General features: G+C 70.8%; 17 protein-coding genes and 4 tRNA genes. 9 read left to right on the top strand and 12 right to left on the bottom strand.

Features of this window, described 5'->3' with window-relative positions; translation table 11 throughout:
* Positions 1-58 precede the first annotated feature (58 nt).
* Positions 59-427 carry a phosphopantetheine-binding protein gene (locus ACSHT8_RS06180; RefSeq protein WP_436498558.1) on the bottom strand — a complete coding sequence of 123 codons (369 nt, stop codon included), beginning with the start codon at positions 425-427 and terminating at the stop codon, positions 59-61.
* A 168-nt stretch (positions 428-595) separates the two neighbouring features.
* Here ACSHT8_RS06180 and ACSHT8_RS06175 point away from each other — a divergent pair.
* The 5 genes from ACSHT8_RS06175 (at position 596) to ACSHT8_RS06155 (ending at position 2,105) form a co-directional block, all read left to right on the top strand.
* Positions 596-678 (top strand) — tRNA-OTHER (locus tag ACSHT8_RS06175).
* A 25-nt stretch (positions 679-703) separates the two neighbouring features.
* Positions 704-786 (top strand) — tRNA-OTHER (locus ACSHT8_RS06170).
* A 25-nt stretch (positions 787-811) separates the two neighbouring features.
* Positions 812-894, top strand: a tRNA-OTHER gene (locus ACSHT8_RS06165).
* A gap of 25 nt (positions 895-919) precedes the next feature.
* Positions 920-1,002, top strand: a tRNA-OTHER gene (locus ACSHT8_RS06160).
* A 50-nt stretch (positions 1,003-1,052) separates the two neighbouring features.
* Positions 1,053-2,105 (top strand): FkbM family methyltransferase, encoded by a 1,053-nt coding sequence (locus tag ACSHT8_RS06155; protein ID WP_436498556.1) that lies wholly within the window; start codon positions 1,053-1,055, stop codon positions 2,103-2,105.
* 56 nt (positions 2,106-2,161) lie between these two features.
* Here the strand turns inward: ACSHT8_RS06155 and ACSHT8_RS06150 are convergent, their stop codons facing one another.
* From ACSHT8_RS06150 to ACSHT8_RS06100, 11 genes are read right to left on the bottom strand one after another with little or no spacing between them, the layout of a single operon-like run.
* On the bottom strand, positions 2,162-3,190 hold the full coding sequence (locus ACSHT8_RS06150; RefSeq protein WP_436498554.1) for a fatty acid desaturase family protein: 1,029 nt from the start codon (positions 3,188-3,190) through the stop codon (positions 2,162-2,164).
* Between the two features lie 22 nt (positions 3,191-3,212).
* Positions 3,213-4,430, bottom strand: a complete 1,218-nt coding sequence (locus ACSHT8_RS06145) for a beta-ketoacyl-[acyl-carrier-protein] synthase family protein (RefSeq protein WP_436498552.1) — start codon at positions 4,428-4,430, stop codon at positions 3,213-3,215.
* Positions 4,430-4,669 (bottom strand): acyl carrier protein, encoded by a 240-nt coding sequence (locus ACSHT8_RS06140; protein ID WP_436498550.1) that lies wholly within the window; start codon positions 4,667-4,669, stop codon positions 4,430-4,432. The genes ACSHT8_RS06145 and ACSHT8_RS06140 overlap by 1 nt, the downstream gene beginning before the upstream one ends.
* Positions 4,670-4,707: 38 nt before the next feature.
* The gene (locus ACSHT8_RS06135; protein ID WP_436498548.1) at positions 4,708-5,709 is read right to left on the bottom strand and encodes a beta-ketoacyl-ACP synthase III; all 1,002 of its coding nucleotides are present in this window, start codon (positions 5,707-5,709) and stop codon (positions 4,708-4,710) included.
* Complete coding sequence (locus ACSHT8_RS06130) at positions 5,706-6,674, bottom strand: VlmB-like protein (RefSeq protein WP_436498547.1); 969 nt, start codon at positions 6,672-6,674, stop codon at positions 5,706-5,708. Before ACSHT8_RS06130 ends, ACSHT8_RS06135 begins: the two co-directional genes overlap by 4 nt.
* Positions 6,671-7,171, bottom strand: a complete 501-nt coding sequence (locus ACSHT8_RS06125) for a flavin reductase family protein (RefSeq protein ID WP_436498545.1) — start codon at positions 7,169-7,171, stop codon at positions 6,671-6,673. The genes ACSHT8_RS06130 and ACSHT8_RS06125 overlap by 4 nt, the downstream gene beginning before the upstream one ends.
* Positions 7,168-7,665 (bottom strand): hypothetical protein, encoded by a 498-nt coding sequence (locus ACSHT8_RS06120; protein WP_436498544.1) that lies wholly within the window; start codon positions 7,663-7,665, stop codon positions 7,168-7,170. Before ACSHT8_RS06120 ends, ACSHT8_RS06125 begins: the two co-directional genes overlap by 4 nt.
* 11 nt (positions 7,666-7,676) lie before the next feature.
* Positions 7,677-8,168 carry a type II toxin-antitoxin system RatA family toxin gene (locus tag ACSHT8_RS06115; RefSeq protein WP_436498542.1) on the bottom strand — a complete coding sequence of 164 codons (492 nt, stop codon included), beginning with the start codon at positions 8,166-8,168 and terminating at the stop codon, positions 7,677-7,679.
* A gap of 13 nt (positions 8,169-8,181) precedes the next feature.
* Positions 8,182-9,441, bottom strand: a complete 1,260-nt coding sequence (locus ACSHT8_RS06110) for an aspartate aminotransferase family protein (RefSeq protein ID WP_436498540.1) — start codon at positions 9,439-9,441, stop codon at positions 8,182-8,184.
* Complete coding sequence (locus tag ACSHT8_RS06105; RefSeq protein ID WP_436498539.1) at positions 9,438-10,577, bottom strand: acyl-CoA dehydrogenase family protein; 1,140 nt, start codon at positions 10,575-10,577, stop codon at positions 9,438-9,440. The genes ACSHT8_RS06110 and ACSHT8_RS06105 overlap by 4 nt, the downstream gene beginning before the upstream one ends.
* A complete protein-coding gene (locus tag ACSHT8_RS06100; RefSeq protein ID WP_436498537.1) occupies positions 10,558-12,189 on the bottom strand; it encodes an aldehyde dehydrogenase family protein in 1,632 nt (543 codons plus the stop codon). Before ACSHT8_RS06100 ends, ACSHT8_RS06105 begins: the two co-directional genes overlap by 20 nt.
* A gap of 233 nt (positions 12,190-12,422) precedes the next feature.
* Here ACSHT8_RS06100 and ACSHT8_RS06095 point away from each other — a divergent pair, with 233 nt between their 5' ends.
* From ACSHT8_RS06095 to ACSHT8_RS06080, 4 genes are read left to right on the top strand one after another with little or no spacing between them, the layout of a single operon-like run.
* Entirely contained in the window at positions 12,423-12,719 is a 297-nt protein-coding gene (locus tag ACSHT8_RS06095) for an acyl carrier protein (RefSeq protein WP_436498535.1), read from the top strand.
* A gap of 7 nt (positions 12,720-12,726) precedes the next feature.
* Positions 12,727-15,753 (top strand): type I polyketide synthase, encoded by a 3,027-nt coding sequence (locus tag ACSHT8_RS06090; protein ID WP_436498533.1) that lies wholly within the window; start codon positions 12,727-12,729, stop codon positions 15,751-15,753.
* Between the two features lie 4 nt (positions 15,754-15,757).
* Entirely contained in the window at positions 15,758-17,302 is a 1,545-nt protein-coding gene (locus ACSHT8_RS06085) for a long-chain-fatty-acid--CoA ligase (RefSeq protein ID WP_436498531.1), read from the top strand.
* A gap of 11 nt (positions 17,303-17,313) precedes the next feature.
* Positions 17,314-18,306: a bifunctional lysylphosphatidylglycerol flippase/synthetase MprF gene (locus ACSHT8_RS06080; RefSeq protein WP_436498529.1), complete on the top strand. Its 993-nt coding sequence runs from the start codon at positions 17,314-17,316 to the stop codon at positions 18,304-18,306.
* Positions 18,307-18,322 lie beyond the last annotated feature (16 nt).

The following is an 18,322-nucleotide window of genomic DNA, read 5'->3' as shown; positions in this document are numbered from 1 at the left end:
GGCGGGGTGATAGGTAGAAGTTACCTATTTTCTGCTCTGGGCCGCTGACCTGCGGTGATCAGGGCGCGGTCTCCCACTCGGCGCCGCTGTCGGCCGCGGCGGGCTCGTCGAAGTCCTCGAACTCGTCGAGCTGGCGCCTGCTCAGCTCCGGCAGCTGGTCGCCGGTCGGCGCGGTCACCTCGACGGCCCGCTCGGACAGCGCGGCCACGGTCTGCAGGTCGAAGATGTCCCGCACGGTCAGCGCCAGCCCGGCCTCGTGCGCACGGGCGACGACTTGGAGCGCGAGGACACTGTCGCCGCCCGCGTCGAAGAAGCCCTCGTGCGGGTCGACCTGGTCGCGCCCCAATGTCGTGGCGACGATGTCGGCCAGCGTGCGCTCCCGCTCCGCCCGCACCGTCTCGTCCGCGGAGATCCCTGCCGTGGCCATCGCCACCCCTTTCACTCGCGCACAACAGTGGCAGCGGTTTCTGACGGCGCGCTGACAAGCATCTGATCTTGAGGTGTCAGCGATGTGCAGGCGAATTGTCAGAGCGGCCTGGCAAAGTTGTCCTTGCAAGCGGGCCGGAGGTTCCCGGAAGGGGACGGAAAAGCCCGAGGAGAGGTGCCCGGAGTGGTTTATCGGGGCCGGTTTCGATCGGCGGGTCAACGCCTACGCAGGTTCGAATCCTGCCCTCTCCGCGTGACAACTGAATAGCTTGGTCTAGGAGAGGTGCCCGGAGTGGTTTATCGGGGCCGGTTTCGGCCGGCGGGTCAACGCCTACGCAGGTTCGAATCCTGCCCTCTCCGCGTGACAACTGAATAGCTTGGTCTAGGAGAGGTGCCCGGAGTGGTTTATCGGGGCCGGTTTCGGCCGGCGGGTCAACGCCTACGCAGGTTCGAATCCTGCCCTCTCCGCGTGACAACTGAATAGCTTGGTCTAGGAGAGGTGCCCGGAGTGGTTTATCGGGGCCGGTTTCGGCCGGCGGGTCAACGCCTACGCAGGTTCGAATCCTGCCCTCTCCGCTTCGCGACTGTTTGTGAACGGACGGGAATCGATGACTGATACAGACCAAGTGAAATCCGCCCTTCTGCGCTTTCCCGGCGTCGCACGCGCGCGTGTCGACCGATCCGAAACGGGTCGGCTGACCGCGCGCGTGTTGCCGTGGGGCAGGCCGTCCGGCAACGCCGAGACCGGCGCGCTGAGCGAGCTGGCCGAGATCTCCCCGACCGAGACGCGGTTCCTGCACGACGAGATCTTCGTCGCCGAGTCCTATCTGCAGGGCGGTGTCGTCCTGCGCGAGGGCGCGGTGGTCTTCGACGTCGGGGCCAACATCGGCATGTTCACCCTCTTCGTCACCGCGCGCTGCCCGTCGGCGCGGGTGTTCGCCTTCGAGCCGGTCCCCGAAGTCTTCGACCGGTTGCGGACCAACGTCGAGGGGCGGGGCATCCCGGCCCACCTGTTCGAGATCGGCCTGTCCGAACAGGACGAGCGGATCCGCTTCAACTTCTACCCCGAGATCTCGATCATGTCGTGCCGCGCCGACTACGCCGCGTTCGACAACGAGCGCCACCTCATCCAGACCTATGTCGACCACGAGCGGGCCGCTGGACCCCAGGGCCGGGAGACCCACCTTGACGCGGTCGAGGCGATCATCGCCAAGGACTTCGAATACGACGCGCGCGAGTGCTTGCTGCGCCGGACCTCCGCGGTGATCGACGAGGTCGCCGTGCCGGTGATCGACCTGCTCAAGATCGACGTCCAGCGCGCCGAACTCGATGTCCTGCGCGGCATCGACGCCGCACACTGGCCGCTGGTGCAGCAGGTGACCATGGAGGTCCACGACGAGCCGGGCCTGCCCACCGCGGGCCGGGTCGACACCGTGCGCGACCTGCTGGCCGAGCAGGGTTTCGACGTCCAGGTGACCGAGCCGAAGATGCTCGCGGGCACCGGCCGGTTCTCCGTGCAGGCCATCCGCCCCGGCTACGCCGACGACCCGCGCCCCATCGTTGCCGCGGCGGGCAACGGCCGCCCGCTAGACGGCGGCGAGCTGCGGACCTGGCTGGGCGACCGGCTGCCCGCCGACCTGGTGCCCGCCGAGGTCGAGATCGTCTCCACACTGGTCTGAGCACAGATAACAAACACCCCCTGCCGCATGCGGCAGGGGGTGTTTGCTGTCTGTGCTCAGTGGCGGGCGTCGTCGCTGACCTTGGCCAGGAAGCGGGCGACCTCGGCGTAGGACTGCCACACCGACACCTCCACATACGGGATGTCGTTGCGTCGGCAGTACTCCATGACCATCGGACGCACCCGGCGCAGGTTCACCCTGGGCATGCTGGGGAACAGGTGATGCTCGACCTGGTAGTTCAGGCCGCCGTAGACGAAGTCGGTGAACCGGCTGGACCGGATGTTGCGGGAGGTCAGCACCTGCCGGTGCAGCCAGTCCAGCTCGACGTCGTCGCGGTAGACCACCATTCCCTTGTGGTTCGGCGCGAACACCATCCCGAGGTACACGCCGAAGACCGCCTTGTTGACCAGGATGAACACCACCGCCGTCACCGGCGACAGCACCAGGAACACGGCGGTCAGGTAGAGCGCGGCGTGCAGGAAGATCAAGCCCAGCTCCAGCCGGACCTGGCGCAGGATGCCCGCCTTGGCCGCGCGGAAGCCGGACATGTGCAGCCGCCACGCCTCGTGCCCGAGCAGCACGAAGAACATCACCGACTGGAACCGGATGATGAACCGGCGGAACGCGGTGGTGGACTTGGCGGGCAGCTCGTCGACGTCGAAGATCACCGGGCGGCGGATCGTGTCCGGGTCCTTGTCGAGGTTGTTCGGGTTGTTGTGGTGGCGGTTGTGGTGGTTCACCCACCACCCGTAGGACACCCCGAGCAGCACGTTCATGTGCAGCATGCCCAGGATCTCCGACCGCCGCTTGTGCGTGGTCACCTGCTTGTGCCCGACGTCGTGGGCCATGAAACCGGTCTGCACCAGCGCGATCGCCAGTGCCGCCGCGGTGAGCAGCTGCCACCACGAGTCGCCGATGAGGAAGAACGCCACCTCGCAGCCCGCAAGGAGCGCGAAGGTGGCGATCGACTTCGCCACGTAGTAGCCGGGCCGAGGGGCGGTCAGGCCCGCCTGTTTCGCCAGCTGCGACAGCTCCTCGAAGCTGCCGGTGGGGGAGAGGGTCAAAGAACCCGGTTGGGCGGGCATGGGGTCTCCTCGAAGGTGTGTATTAGGCCCCGGCCATGACCAGAACCGCGTTCTGGCCGCCGAATCCGAAGGAATTGCTGATCGCGACCCGCAGCGGCAGCGCGCGCGGCGCGCCCACGACCACGTCGACGTCCACGCCGGGGTCGACGTCGACCAGGTTGGCGGTGGGCGGCACCACGCCGTGCTGCAACGCCAGCGCGGTGAAGCACGCCTCTATCGCGCCTGCCGCGCCGAGGGTGTGGCCGGTGACGCCCTTGGTCGAGGTGACCACCGGCCGGGAGCCGAGCACCTTGCGCAGCGTCGTCGCCTCGGTCAGGTCGCCGACCGGGGTGGACGTGGCGTGCGCGTTGACGTGGTCGACCTCGTCGGGCAGCACGCCCGCGTCGGCCAGCGCGGCCTCGATGGCCAGCGTCGCGCCGACGCCGTCGGGGTGCGGGCTGGTGGCGTGGAAGGCGTCGGCCGACGCGCCGTAGCCGAGCAGCCGGGCGCGGACGCGCGCGCCGCGGGCCACCGCGTCGGCGGCCCGCTCCAGGACCAGCACGCCCGCGCCCTCGGCGATGACGAACCCGTCCCGCGCGGTGTCGAACGGCCGCGACGCGCGCGCCGGGTCCTCGTGCCGGGACAGCGCCTTCATCTTGGCGAATGACGACACGATCGTCGGCGTCGAGCTCGACTCGGCCCCGCCGGTGATCACCACGTCGCACGCCCCGGACCGCAGCAGGCTCATCGCGGTGCCGATGGCGGTGGCACCCGACGCGCACGCCGTCGCCGTGGCGAAGTTGGGGCCGCGCGCGCCGTGGTCGATGGCGACGTACCCGGCGGCCATGTTGACCCCGAGCATCGGGATCAGCATCGACGAGACCTCGACCGGCCCGCGGTCGCGCAGGTTGGAGTGCTCCCGCTCGAACGTGGCGATCCCGCCGATGGCGGTGCCCAGCACCACGCCGACCCTGGCCCCGTCCCACGTGCGCGGGTCGAGGCCGGAGTCGGCCACGGCCTGCCGCGCGGCGGCCATGGCGAGCTGCTCGTAGCGGTCCAGCCGCCACGCCAGCCGCCTGCCCACCAGCTCGTCCGGGTCGAACCCGGGCACCCGGCAGCCGAAGTCGACCGGCAGCCCGGCCAGGCCGGGGTCGGCCGCCGCGGCGGGTTCCGCACGCAGCAGCCTCGCCCAGTTGTCCTCGATCCCGATGCCCGCCGGGGTCAGCAGGCCGATCCCGGTGACGGCGATGTCGGCCGCCATCAGACGAGGGCTTTCTTCCGCTCGATCAGGGTGACGACGTCGCCCATGGTGAAGTCCTTGCTGATCTCCTCCTCGTCGATGGCCACGCCGAACTCCTTCTCGGCCATCAGCGCGAACTCGACCAGCGCCAGCGAGTCGACATCGAGCTCGGCGAGGGTCACCTCGGCGCCGACCTCCTCGGCGCCGACGCCGAAGCTGGCCACGAGCAGCGTCCTGACCTGGTCGAGGGTGACGTCCATGATGATCTCCTTTGTCTACAGTGGATTACGAGGGGAATTCAGGCCGCGGTGATGGCGGGCCAGCGCAGGGCGGTGGAGCCCCACGCGAGCCCGCCGCCGAACGAGGTGAGCAGGACCCGGTCTCCCGGCCGGAACCGGGCGGCGGCGTCGGCCATGGCCAGCGGGATCGATGCCGCGGCGGTGTTGCCGACCCGGTCGATGTTGCTGACGAGGCGGTCGGCGGGCACGTCGAGCGCGACGCCGAGCGCGTCGATGATGCGCTGGTTGGCCTGGTGGCCGACGACCCAGTCGACGTCCTCGGTGCGCCATCCCGTCTCGGCGAGAACCGCGCGCGCGGACGCGGCCATGCGCTGCACGGCGTGCTTGAACGTCGCTTTGCCCTGCATGGTGAAGAAGTGGTCGCGCGGGTCGTCGCCCAGGCGCTGCCGGGACCCGCCCGCCGGGATCATGACGAGGTCGGCGTGGTCGCCGTCGCTGCCGAGGTCGAACGGGCCAAGCGCACCCGGCTCGTCCGGCTCGCCCGCGCGCAGCACGACCGCGCCCGCCCCGTCGCCGAAGATCATCGCGGTGCCGCGGTCGGCCGGGTCGATGATCGTGGAGAACGCGTCCGCGCCGATGACCAGCACCTCGCCCGCCACGCCCGCGCTGATCAGGCCCGCGCCCGCGGCGAGCGCGTAGACGAACCCGGCGCACACCGCGCCGACGTCGAACGCGGCGACCCCGGGCAGACCCAGCCGCGCGGCGACCTCCGGCGCCGACGCCGGACACGGCCGGTCCGGGGTCGTTGTGGCCAGCACGACCACGCCCACCTCGGTCAGGCCCGCCGACTTCAGCGCCCGCGCGCCCGCCTCCGCGGCCAAGCCGACCGTGGACATCCCGGGGTCGATCCAGTGCCGCCCCGAGATGCCGGTCCTGGTCCTGATCCACTCGGCGCTGGTGCCCAGCAGCGGCGCGATCTCGGCGTTGTCCACCACCCGGGGCGGCAGCCAGCCGCCGAGACCCGCCAGGACCGCGACGGCGCCGCGACGGCCCGCGGTCACGTCGCGGCCTCTTCCAGGCCCATGTCGGTGAGGCGCTTGCGCTTCATGTCCGTCGACCAGCGGTCCGCGGTCTCGAGCCGCTCCTCCGGCGTGGTGTCCACCAGGCGCCTGCCCGGCCAGATCTCGTAGTCGCCGACGACGGCGGCGTGCTCGCGCAGCCCCTCCTGGAACAGCTTCTCGCGCCGCAGCACCATCTCGTGGGTCGGCAGCTCGCTCCACAGCTTCATGCCGCGCTGGATCAGCTCCAGCACCCGGTCCCGGTCGCCGGGGTGGTCGATGAGGTGCTGCCTGGCGATGGCCGCGCCGACGGTCAGGTGCCGGATCTCGTCGATGCCCGCGCCCTTGTCGATGTCGGCGGCGGCCGGGTCGAGCGGACGCCACTTGCGCTCGCTCAGCTCGGCGGCCGGGGCCAGCGCGCCTTCGAGGATGATCGTCATCATCACGACGCCGCCGATGAAGTCGCGGTCGTCGCGCATGATCTCCAGCGCCATGCGCTCCAGCGGCTCCAGCACCGTGTCCAAATAGGACCCGGCGAACGCGGGGATGGCCTCGGCGAGGCGGTCGGCCGGGGTGCCGAGGGCGACGAGGTGGTTGCGGAACACCATCGCGTGCCTGCACTCGTCGAACACCTGGGTCGTGTAGAACTCCATCGTGTCGGTGTCCGGCGCGATGGGGATCAGGTACGCCAGGCCGCGGGTCGCCTTCTCCTCGGCCACCGAGCGGAACGCGTACTCCTGGGTGATCGCCGCATACAGCGGCCCCGACTTCATGTGCTCCGGCACGACCAGGTCCGGGTCGTGCCCGTCCGGCCTGCCGCGCAGCGTGCCCTCGGGAACGGCGTTGAGCCAGTACCGCAGGTTGCAGTCCTGCGCGGTCATCTCCAGGTCCATCGCGCCGTCGATCAGGCTCGGCGCGGTGTCCCAGTCCGCTTCTCGCGGGATCTGGGTCGGGCTGTGCGCGGTCATATGTCCTCGCTCTCGATGGCTCCCCGGTGCAGCGCCCCGGCGAAATACAGCAGCGGTGTGCGGCCCGGCCCTTCGCCGAGCCCGGCCACGGTGGCCACGACGAGTTCGTGGTCCCCGGCGGCGATGACCTCGTGCGGCCTGCAGTGCAGCCAGCACACGGTGTCCGCCAGCCGGGGCACCCCCGCCTCGCCCGCGGTCCAGCCGACGCCGTCGAACTGGTCGGCGCCGCGGGCGCGGCTGGCGAAGCGCCGGGCCACGGCCTCCTGGTCGCTGGCCAGCACGTTCACGGTGAACGCGCCGTGGTCGCGGATGAGGCCGAGCACCCAGCTGCCGCGTCGCAGGCAGATGGACACCAGGGCCGGTTCTCTTGACAGGAAACAGAAAGTGCTCACGGTCGCGCCGCGGGCGGTGGCACCGGCGCCCGCGGTCACCACCGACACGCCGGTGGGGAACCGCTGTGCCACGGTCCACACGGCCTCGGCAACGGAACTGGTCACCCCGTCAGCACCTGTTCCGCCACGGCGGACGGCGCGGGCGCGCTCGCGCTGGCCGGGGACTCCACCTTCTCCCGCAACTGCGCGAACGCGGGGTGCACGACCGGCTCGAAGGTGACCGAGAACGGCTTGAGGAAGTTGCCGAACAGCGCCCGGTCGCCGCACAGGTGGATCGGCAGCGCGAGCAGCGCCCACTCCGGCCCGAAGGCCAGCGACCACACCAGGGCGACCACGGCCTGGGTGACCAGGCTGTGCATCGTGTTGTATAGGACGTAGTAGACCTTGGAGATCTGCTTGGTCGCGCTGCGGTGGAAGGCGATCGCGCCCGGGATGTAACCGATGAGGTCGATGTAGAGGAACAGCCCGGCGAAGACGAACCAGTTGATCTCGCCGAGGTGGTCGACGAACAGGTACATCGACAGGGCGAGCGCGGCCAGGTACTCGAGCCGGATCAGTCGGTAGGTGGTCTTGGAGTCGAACAGGTTCGCGGCGTCCATCAGGGGTCTCCTTAAACGGTGCCCGGTAGCGCCGGGACGGTGTCGAGATCGGTGAGGGCCTCGGCGCCCTCCAGCACGTCGATCGGGCCGAAGAGCCCGCCGAGCACCTGCACGGCGGCGCGCTTGATCACCCGCTCGGCGATGGGGTCCATGAGCCCGGACAGGCTCTCGATGCCGAAGTCGTAGGTGACCTCGAACCGCACGTCGGACCCGCCGTCGGCCACGGTCACCTGCCAGGCGCCGCGGAAGTCGTCGAAGTCGCCGTCGCTCTGCTCGAAGTCGATGCGCAGCCGCTCGGCGTCGAACACCTCGGTCTCGTGCCAGCGCATGATCCCGCGGCGGAAATTGACCTCCCAGTAGGTCTCCTGGCGGGTCCCGGGCGGCCCGGTGCGCGCCTCCCGGACGTCGTCGGCGAGCTCGGGGTAGCGGGCGAAGTCGGACACCGCGGTGTAGGCGGTGGCCGGGTCGGCGGGCACCCGGACCAGCAGGTGGATGGATCTCATCGCAAGTCTCCTTTTAGGACACGACCGCGCGGGCGGCCCGGTCGAAGGCGTCGAGCAGCACGTCGACCTCGCGGTCGTCGAGGATCGCCGGGGGAGTCAGCCGCAGCACCGCGGGCGAGTTGAGCGAGTGGTTGGCCACCACGCCCGCGGACAGCAGCTCGATCAGCAGGTCGCCCGCGAGGCCGTCGACGGTGAACTCGATGCCGATCAGCAGCCCGGCGCCGCGCACCTCGCGGACCCGGTGGCCCAGCACGGACTCGGCGATCTCGGCCAGCCTCGGCCGCAGCCGCGCGCCGAGATCGGCGGCCCGCTCGACCAGACCGTCCTCCTTGATCGCCGCGATGGCGCCCTGGGCGGCGGCCATCGCCAGCGGGTTGCCGGAGAACGTCGAGGTGTGGATGAACGGGTCCTTGTCGAACGGCTTGAACGCCGCCGCCGTGGCGACCATGGCCGACACCGGCACGACGCCGCCGGACAGGCCCTTGCCCACGAGCAGCACGTCCGGGGTCACCCCGGCCGCGTCCGCGCCCCACCAGCGCCCGACCCGGCCGAGCCCGGTCTGGATCTCGTCGAGCACGAACAGCGCGCCGTGCTCGCGGCACAGCCGCTCGACGTCGCGCAGGTATCCGTCGGGCGGAAGGATCACCCCGGCCTCGCCCTGGATCGGCTCCACGATCACGCAGGCCGAACCCGGGTGGGCGCGCAGCACCTGCTCGAGCGCTCCGGCGTCGCCGAACGGCACGTGCGAGACCTCGGGGAGCAGCGGCCGGAACGGGGCCTGGAAGACCTCCCGCGCGGTGACGCTCAGCGCGCCGAGCGTCTTGCCGTGGTAGCCCGACTCCATCGACACCAGGTGCCGCCTGCCCTGGGCCCGCGCGAGCTTGATGGCGGCCTCGACCGCCTCCGCGCCGGACCCGGCGAAGTACACCCGCTCCAAGCCCGCCGGTGCCACCCCGACCAGCGCCTCGGCGGCGTTGGCCAACTCGGGTTCGAGCAGCAGTCGCGAGGCGATCGGGTTGGTGTTGATCTGCCGGATCACCTCGGTGACCACGCGCGGGTGGCGTGCCCCCATGAGGAACACCCCGTACCCGCCGCAGTTGAGCAGGCTGCGCCCGGCGGCGGTGTGCAGCCACGCGCCCTCGGCGGCGACCTCGACGTCACCGCCGAACATCTCGCCGAGGGCCGCGCGGCCCTTGCTCACGAACGTCCGGTACTTCTCGGCGACGTCCCCCGACGCGATCGTGCCGGGGGACGCGGTGGTCGTGGCGGTCACTCGACCACCAGCGGTTCGCCGCCGTAGTAGCCGAGCATCCCGTCGATCATGCTGGTGCGTGACGGCGGGTGGAACGCGATGGCCTGCGCGGCGGCCGACAGGTAGGCCACGTCGGAGGACGACACGAACGCCATGCCGCCCAGCAGCTCCACGGCCTGGCCGACGGTGTCGCGGATGAGGTCCTGCACGGTGAACCGGCTGGCCAGCGCCTGCGCCAGGCAGTCGTTGTCCATCTCGCCGTCCATCAGCCTGCGGGCCAGGCCCTCGACCAGCGCGGCGGCGGACTCGATGCGCACGACCATGGCGGCGCGGTCGGCCGCGGTGCCGCGCTTGGCGGTCAGGACCCGGTCGACCAGGGCGCTGGCGATGCCGGTGTAGGTGGCGCAGACCGTCATCTCGAACCAGATCAAACCGACCTGCTGCAGCTCGCTCAGTTCTTCGAGCAGGTCGGCGGGCGGCTGCAGGATCTGCGCGTCGGTGACCTTGACGTCGGTCAGGCGGACCTCGTCGCTCTGCGCGCCCGCCAGCGCGAAGCTGCCCCAGAACGGGACCACGCTGATGCCGGGGGTGTCGGCGGGCAGCATCAGGAAGCCCATCTCGACGGAGCCGTCCTCGCGGCGCATGCCGACGCTGCCGGTGAACAGGTCCATCGACCGCGACAGGCTGCACGGCTTCTTCGAGCCGGAGATCAGGTAGCCGCCGTCGACCGGCCGGGCCTCCATCGTGGGGGCGAGGATGCCCTGCTGGGTGCGGCCCTCGGCGAAGCCGGAGGCGACCAGCCAGCGCTTCTCGGCGATCTGCTTGAGCATCAGGTCGTCGAGGTCGGTGCCCTGGCCGAAGGACTCGGCCACGCCGAACAGCGTGCCCACCGAGAAGTGGTGCATCGCGGTGGCCACGGCCATCGACGGCGCCGCCGCGGCCAGCGCGCGCACCACCCTGGCGGCCTGCAGCGCCGAGGCGTCCAGGCCGCCGTAGGCCGCGGGGACGACGAGGTTGGTCCCGCCATAGGCGCGGAACAGCTCGATCGCCGGGTTCTTCTCGCTCTCCAGCTCGGCGAGCGGGATCTCCGCGATCGCGCCGAGCAGCCCGGGCAGCAGCTCCTCGCACGCGAGCCGGTCAGCCTCCATGAACCGCATTGGCTTGCCTTCCTGTCAGGAATTGGGTGTACGCGTCGAACACCGCGGCCCGGGGACGGATCCCCGCCGCGACGCTGATGCCTTGCAGGCGGGAGGTCCGCAGCATCGGGTAGTTCGCCTCGCCGAAGCTGCCGCCGGTGCGGCCGGGGCCGCCGTGGGTCGGCAGGAACGGCAGGAAGCCGATATGGGAGTCGTTGACTTTGAGCAGTCCGCAGTTGGTGACCCGGTTGACGAACTGCTCGACGACCGACTCGTCGGTGGCCCACAGCGAATTGCGCAGGCCGTAGGGATTGGCGAGCACGTGCGCCAGCATCGCGTCCAAAATGGACTCGTCGGAGCCCGGCTCGCACACGATCACCGGCAGCAGCGGGAAGAACGTCTCGAACCGGACCGCGTCGATCTCCCGGCCGCGCTCGATCCCGTCGACCCGCAGCACCGTGGGTTCGAGGAACATGCCCGTGTCGGACGGGGAGCCGTCGGTCTCCAGCCGCCTGCCGCCGTGCACGATCTCGGCGCCCTTGCCGAGCGCGTCGCGGATGAAGGCGAAGAACTTCTCGCTGCGCAGCACGGGGGAGAGCAGGACCCCGGGCTCCTCCGGCGGCCCCGGCCGGATCTGGCCCGCGGCGACCCGCAGCCGGTCGAGCAGCTCGTCGGCGACGGCGGGGTGGACGAGGACCTGGTTGGGCACCATGCAGATCTGGCCGGAGCCGAAGAAGCACTCGGTGAGCGCCTCGGCGGCCAGGTCGAGGTCGGCGTCGCGCCAGACGACGACGCAGTCGTTGCCCGCCAGCTCCAGGATCACCTTGGTGCCGTGGGCGGCCGCGTCCTGCTCCAGCTTGAAGCCCGTCTCGACGCTTCCGGTGTAGAAGATGGAGTTCACCCGCGGGCTCTCCAGCCAGTTGCGGATCGCCGGGCTAGGCCGCGAGCACAGCACGTTGAGCGTGCCGGGCGGCGCGCCCAGCTCGTCGAGCGCGGGCGCGACCAGTTCGCGCATCGCGTACATCACCCCGAGGGGCGCGCTGCGCGGAGCCCGCACCACGACCGCGTTCCCGGCCAGCAGCGCGGTGATCCCGAACAGGGCGCTCGCCGCGGGCGCGTTCTGCGGCGGGTTGATCGCCACCACGCCGTCGGGCACCCGGCGCAGCCGCAGGGTTCGCGACCCGAGCCGCCGCTGGTGTTCCATCTGGGTGGCGCACCAGCCGATGGTCGTCTCGCCGAAGGTCTCCAGCAGGCCCGCGACCTGCCACTCCGCCAGCGCGCGCGGCGTTCCCTCGGCGATGAGCACGTCGACGAACTCCGCGTGCCGCTCCTCCAGCCGCTTGCGGATGCCCGCGGCCAGCGACAGCCGCACCTCCAGCGGGGTGGCCGCCCAGCCCGGCGCCGCCGCCGCGGCGGCCTCGGTCGCCGCGGCGATGGTGTCCTCGTCGGCCATCGCGCAGCGGCCGACGACGAAGTCGGCCGCGTCGGCCGGATCGACCGCGCCCTGCTCCAACCGCCGCTTGAGGGTCAACGCCTCGAAGACATCAGCCAGGACCGCCGACGTCGTGACCGTGTAGACGTATCGGCTCGACGGCACCTGTGCGCCCCCGACATACGAGTCGTATGTCGTCACCGATCGCACCAATTCAGTTCCCCTTTTCTTGGACGCGGAGAACCAGTCCGCGGCGCCGAAGCTAACAGCACGATCGGATATGCCGCTGACGCTGCGCTGATTGCTGACGCGGCACTGACAGCGCGCTATCGGGAGGTTTCCTCGCGGCCCCGCGGCTGCTTAGCATGTGCCTCGTCCGATGCCGCGTGAATAGCCGGACAATTCCCGAAACCCTGACGTGGAGGCACTCGGTCATGACGCCCGACCTGACGATCACGGAGCTGGTCGACCTGCCCGTGGTCGAGCGCAGGGAAGCGCTGGAAGCCGCACTCGAACCGGAGTTCCGGCACGCGCTGCTGATGACCGAGGACGACGACCTGCCGCACGACCAGAGCTTCTTCGACCTCGGGCTGACCTCGCTCGGGCTCACCGACCTCAAGCAGCGGCTCGAACGGCTCCTCGGCTGCGAGATCGACGCGAACGTGCTGTTCAACAGCCCGACGCTGGAGAGCCTGCTGACCTACCTCGTCGACCTCGTCGACCGGCACTAGGGGAGACATGTCCACCGAAACGGCCGAGCTGGCCGCGGCCCGCGCCACCATTCGCGAGCAGGACGAGCTCATCGGCAGGCTGCTGCGGGCGAAACACGAGCCCATCGCCATCGTCGGTCTCGGCCTGCGATTTCCGGGGGACAATGACACCCCGGCCGCGCTCGCCGAATTCCTGGACATCGGCGGCGTCGGCACCGGCCCATTTCCGGCGGACCGCTGGGATGTTTCCGCATTCGCCGCCGATGCCGCCGAAAAGGGTCGGATCAACTCCGCGGGCGGCGGTTTCCTGACCGGGATCGACGAATTCGACGGCCCGTTCTTCACCATCTCGCCCAAGGAGGCGCGCTGCCTCGACCCGCAGCAGCGCCTGGTCATGGAGACCACCTGGGCCGCGCTCGAACACGCCAACATCGACCCCACCCGGCTGCGCCACGGCACCGGCGGCGTCTACTTCGGCGCGAGCTCGATGGACTACGCGCTCGAACTCGGCGCGCTGGCCGACGAAGACCTCGACGGCTACCTGGCCGCGGGGATCCTGCACGCCGGGGTGTCCGGCCGGATGTCGTACTTCCTCGGGCTGCGCGGCCCGTCGATCACCCTCGACACCGCCTGCTCGGCCTCGCTCGTCGCGCTGCACCTCGCGGTGCAGGGACTGCGCGGCGGCGAGTGCGAGATCGCGCTGTGCGGCGGGGTCAACGCCATCCACCACCCGCTGAGCACCGCGCTGCTGTCGGACATGCAGGCGCTGGCCGCCGACGGGCGGTGCAAGACCTTCGACGAGTCCGCTGACGGCTACGCCCGCAGTGAGGGCTGCGGAGTGCTGGTCCTCAAACGGCTTTCCGACGCCGAGCGCGACGGCGACACCGTGCTCGCGCTCATCCGCGGCTCCGCGGTCCGGCAGGACGGCGAGAGCGCGGGGCTGACCGCGCCCAACGGGACCGCGCAGGTCGCGCTGATGCGCGCCGCGCTGGCCAGCGCCGCGCTGACACCCGCCGACATCTCCTACGTCGAGGCGCACGGCACCGGGACCCCGCTGGGCGACCCGATCGAGATGGCCGCGCTGGACGAGGTGTTCCGGGACTCGCACACCGCCGACGACCCGCTGCTGGTCGCGTCGCTGAAGACCAACATCGGCCACATGGAGGCCGCCGCTGGTGTCGGCGGCGTGGTCAAGACCGTGCTGCAGCTCCAGCGCGCCACGGTCTATCCGCACCTCAACGTCGACACCCCGTCCGGCCGCATCCCGTGGGACACCTACCCGGTGCGCGTGCCCGACAAGTCCGAGCCGTGGCAGGCGCCGGTCCGCCGCGCGATGGTCAACTCCTTCGGCTTCACCGGCACCATCGCCTCCGTCGTGCTCGAACAGGCCCCCGCGCCCAATCGCCCGACGGTGTCCGCCGAGACCGGTGGAGTGTTCACCGTGTCGGCCAAGTCGGCGCCGGCACTCGCGGACCAACTGCGCGGCTACCAGCGCCTGCTGGCCGACTCGCCGGACCTGGCCGTCGCCGACCTCTGCTACACCGCCAACGTCGGCAGAGCGCACTTCCGGCACCGGGTCGCCGGGCTGGTCCGCGACCGCGACGACCTCGCCGCACTGCTGGCGCGTTCGCTGGAGACGGAGTCGACCGCGACCGCCGCGCGCAAGGTCGCGTTCCTGTTCACCGGGCAGGGCGCGCAGTACGCGGGCATGGGCGCTGGGGCGTACCGCCGGTACCCGGCGTTCGCCGAGGCGCTCGACGAGTGCGACCGGCTGCTGACCCCGCTGGTCGGCCGGTCGGTCAAGGACCTGGTGCTCGACCCGGCGGCGCCCGACCTGGACGAGACCCGCTACACCCAGCCCGCCTTGTTCGCCGTGGAATACGCGACGGCCAGGCTATGGCTCTCCTGGGGCATCCGCCCGACTGTCCTGATAGGACACAGTATCGGCGAGGTGGTCGCGGCCACGGTCGCGGGCCTGTTCAGCCTGGCCGACGCCGCTCGGCTCGTCGCCGCGCGCGGCAGGCTGATGGGCTCGGTGCGGGCGCCGGGCGGGATGATCTCCGTACCCGCCGCCCTCGATGACGTGGCCGACCTGGTCGACGCGTACCCCGATGTCGCCGTCGCGGCGGTCAACGCGCCGGGGCAGACCGTGCTGTCCGGCGGCGACGCGTCGCTCACCGAGATCACGGCCGCCCTGGCGGACCGCGACATCGCGGCGAAGCGGCTGACCGTGTCCCACGCGTTCCACTCGCCGCTGATGGCGGAGGTGGTCGACGAGTTCCGCGCCGCGATCGCCGACATCGAGTTCCGGCAGCCGGAGGTCACCCTGGTCTCCACCGTCACCGGCCAGGTCGCCCGGTGGCGCGAGCTGGCCGACGTCGACTACTGGGTCCGCCAGATCGTCGCCCCGGTCGACTTCCTCGGCGCGGCCCGGGCCGCGCAGAAGCGCGGCAAGCACGTCTTCATCGAGGTCGGCCCCGGCTCGACGCTGACCTCGCTGGCCAAGCGGTGCGTCACCGCGGCCGACCACACCTGGCTGACCAGCCTGCGCCGGTCCGATGTGGACGCCGAGTCGCTGCCCGCCGCGCTCGCCAAGGCGTACACCGCAGGGCTGGCGGTGTCGTGGCCCGACTTCCACGCCGGGGCCGTCCACCGCAAGGTCGACCTGCCCACCTACCCGTTCGAGCGCAAGAAGTACTGGCTCGCCACGGAGACCCAGGCCGAGCGCACCCCCGCGGCGTCGGCACCCAAGGCCGAGCCCGTCCGGCTGGACCCGGAGGCGCTCGCCGACCCGGCCCGCCGCCGCCCGGCCGTCGAGGACCTCATCCAGCGGGTCCTGGCCGCGGCCATGGACTTCGCCCACCCCGGCGAGGTCGGCATCGACGCGGACTTCGGTGAGCTGGGCATGGACTCGCTGGTGGCGACCGAGCTGCGCAACGCGCTGACCGCCGCGCTTCCCGTGCCCTGTCCGGCGTCGGCGGTGTTCGACCATCCGTCGGTGCGCAGGCTCGCGGGTTTCCTGGAAGACCAGTTCGTCTCAGAGAGGATCGGATAGCGCGATGGTGCAACCGGAGCTGATCACCGAGATCACCGGCTTCCAGGCCGCGGCCCGGCCCCGGCACGTGGCGATCACGTGCGAGGGCAGGGAGGTCACCTACGAGCAGCTGCACCTGGGCAGCAACCGCACCGCCAACGCGCTGCTGTCCTGTGCGCTCGCGCCGGGGGCCCGGGTCGCCTACCTGGGCAAGGAATCCGAGCTGTACTACGACATCGCCTTCGGCTGCGCCAAGAGTGAGACCGTGCTGGTGCCGGTCAACTGGCGGCTCACCGCGACCGAGGTCGAGCACATCCTGCGCGACTCGCAGGCCGAGTTGCTGTTCGTCGAGCGGGACTTCCTCGGGGTGGTGGACCGGGTCAAGCCGTCGCTGCCGAACCTGCGGCTGGTGGTCGAGCTGGACACCGAGGACCGGCGCGGCGGCGGGTTCGACGAGTGGCGGTCCGGCCAGTCGACGGAGATCTCCCTGCCGCGCATCACCCCCGACGCGCCGTTCGCGCAGCTCTACACCAGCGGCACGACCGGGTTGCCCAAAGGTGTCGTGCTGCCGCACCGCAGCTTCTTCACCCTGCGCGACACCATGGCCGCCCACCAGCTCGACTGGTTCGACCTGCGCCCGGAGGACCGCAGCCTGATCGGGCTGCCCGGCCTCAACACCGCTGGCCTGTCGTGGGCCATGCAGGGCTTCACCGCGGGGGTCACCAACGTCGTCATGCGGATGTTCGTCAGCCAGGAGGCGGTGGAGCTGATCCGCAAGCTCGGCGTCACCACGACGTTCGTCGCCCCGACGATGCTGGCGATGATGTTCGCCGAGCCCAACGCGTCCCGGGAAGCGTTCGTGTCGATGCGCCGGATCGTCTACGGCGGCTCCCCGATCTCGCAGACCCTGCTGCGCCAGTGCTTCGAGATGATCGACGGCGAGTTCCTGCAGGCATACTCGGCCACCGAGGCGGGCAACGCGGTGACCCTGCTGCCCGCGGTCGACCACGTGGTGGGCAGCAAGCTGCTGGCCTCGGCGGGCAAGCCGTGCCCGGACGTCGAGCTGAAGATCATCGACAGCGCGGGCGACCCGGTGCCCGACGGCGAGGCGGGCCAGGTGTGCGTGCGCACGCCCGCGGTCATGCTCGGCTACTGGAACCAGCCCGAGGCCACCGGCCGCGCCATGGTCGACGGCTGGCTGCGGATGGGCGACACCGGCTACCTCGACGACGGCTACCTGTTCCTGCTCGACCGGCTCGACGACACGATCATCGTGGCGGGCCAGAACGTGTACCCGGTCGAGGTGGAGAACGCGCTGGCCTGCCACCCGGCGGTCGCCGACGTCGCCGTGGTCGGGGTGGAACACGAGCGCTGGGGCGAGGCGGTGCACGCGTTCGTGGTGCTCCGGCCCGGCGCGAAGGCCACCGCGCGGGAGCTGATGCTCTCGGTGCGCGGCGGCCTGGCGGACTACAAGGTGCCCACCCACTACGAGTTCGTCGACGCGCTGCCCCGCAACCCGATGGGCAAGGTCCTGCGGCGGTCCCTGCGCTCAGCGGCAACTTCAACCTGACGGAGAAACCCATGACGAAAACCGCGGAACCCCTGGCGCTGGACGCGATCCAGCGGCACACCCAGGCGGAGAACCCGAGCGCGTTCCTCGCGTGCAACGACGGCACGACCTACTTCACCGCCGCCGGGCTCGACGGGGTGGTCGCCTACCGCCCGGTCGGCCGCTACTTCGTGCAGTTCGGCGGCCCGTTCGCCGCGCAGGCGGACTATCCCGAGCTGCTGAAAGCTTTCCGCGCGTCGGCCCACGAACAGGGCTGCAAGGTCGTGGCGGTGCAGCTGCAGCGCCATGACGCGGAGCTTTACGCCGCGGCGGGCTTCACGGTCAACCAGGTCGGCGCTTCCTACGCCATCGAGCTGGCCGAGTTCTCGATGGACGGCACCCGTTTCATGCGGCTGCGCAACAAGATCGCGCGCGCGGGCAAGGCCGGGCTGGAAGTGCGTGAGGTCGACTTCGACGAGTGGTCGTCGGCGATCGACGAGCTGGACCGGACCTGGCTGCGCAGCAAGGGCGAGGACACCAAGGAACTGGGCTTCCTGGTCGGTCAGCGCGGCGGCGACCTGCAGCCGTACCGCCGCCTGTTCGTCGGCCTGCTCGACGGCAAGCTCGCGGGCTACATCTCGTACTCCCCGGTCTACGGCTCCCGCGCGGGCTGGATGCACGACCTGAGCCGCCGGATCCCCGGCAAGCTGCCCGGGATCATGGAGGCGATCAACTCCGCGGCGATCACGCAGTTCACCGCCGAGGGGATCGGCTGGCTGCACTTCGGCTTCACCCCGTTCACCGGCCTGGACGACACGTTGCAGGTTCCCGGCTTCCACTACGGGTTCAACCAGATGACCAAGCTGCTCTGGGAGTACGGCGAGGCGCTGTACCCGGCCAAGACCCAGCTGGCCTACAAGCAGAAGTGGTTCCCCCACCTCGTCCTCCCCGAGTACCTGGCCTTCGACGGCGAGGCCGACATCGCCGCCTTCGCCCACGTGTTCCGGGCCGCGGGCGCGTTCTGACCACCAAGGAGCCACA

The sequence above is a fragment of the Actinokineospora sp. HUAS TT18 genome, assembly GCF_051364635.1.
In the GTDB taxonomy this organism is placed as follows: domain Bacteria; phylum Actinomycetota; class Actinomycetes; order Mycobacteriales; family Pseudonocardiaceae; genus Actinokineospora.
Note: the sequence above shows the minus strand (reverse complement) of the source record. Positions and strands in the feature narration are given on the sequence as shown.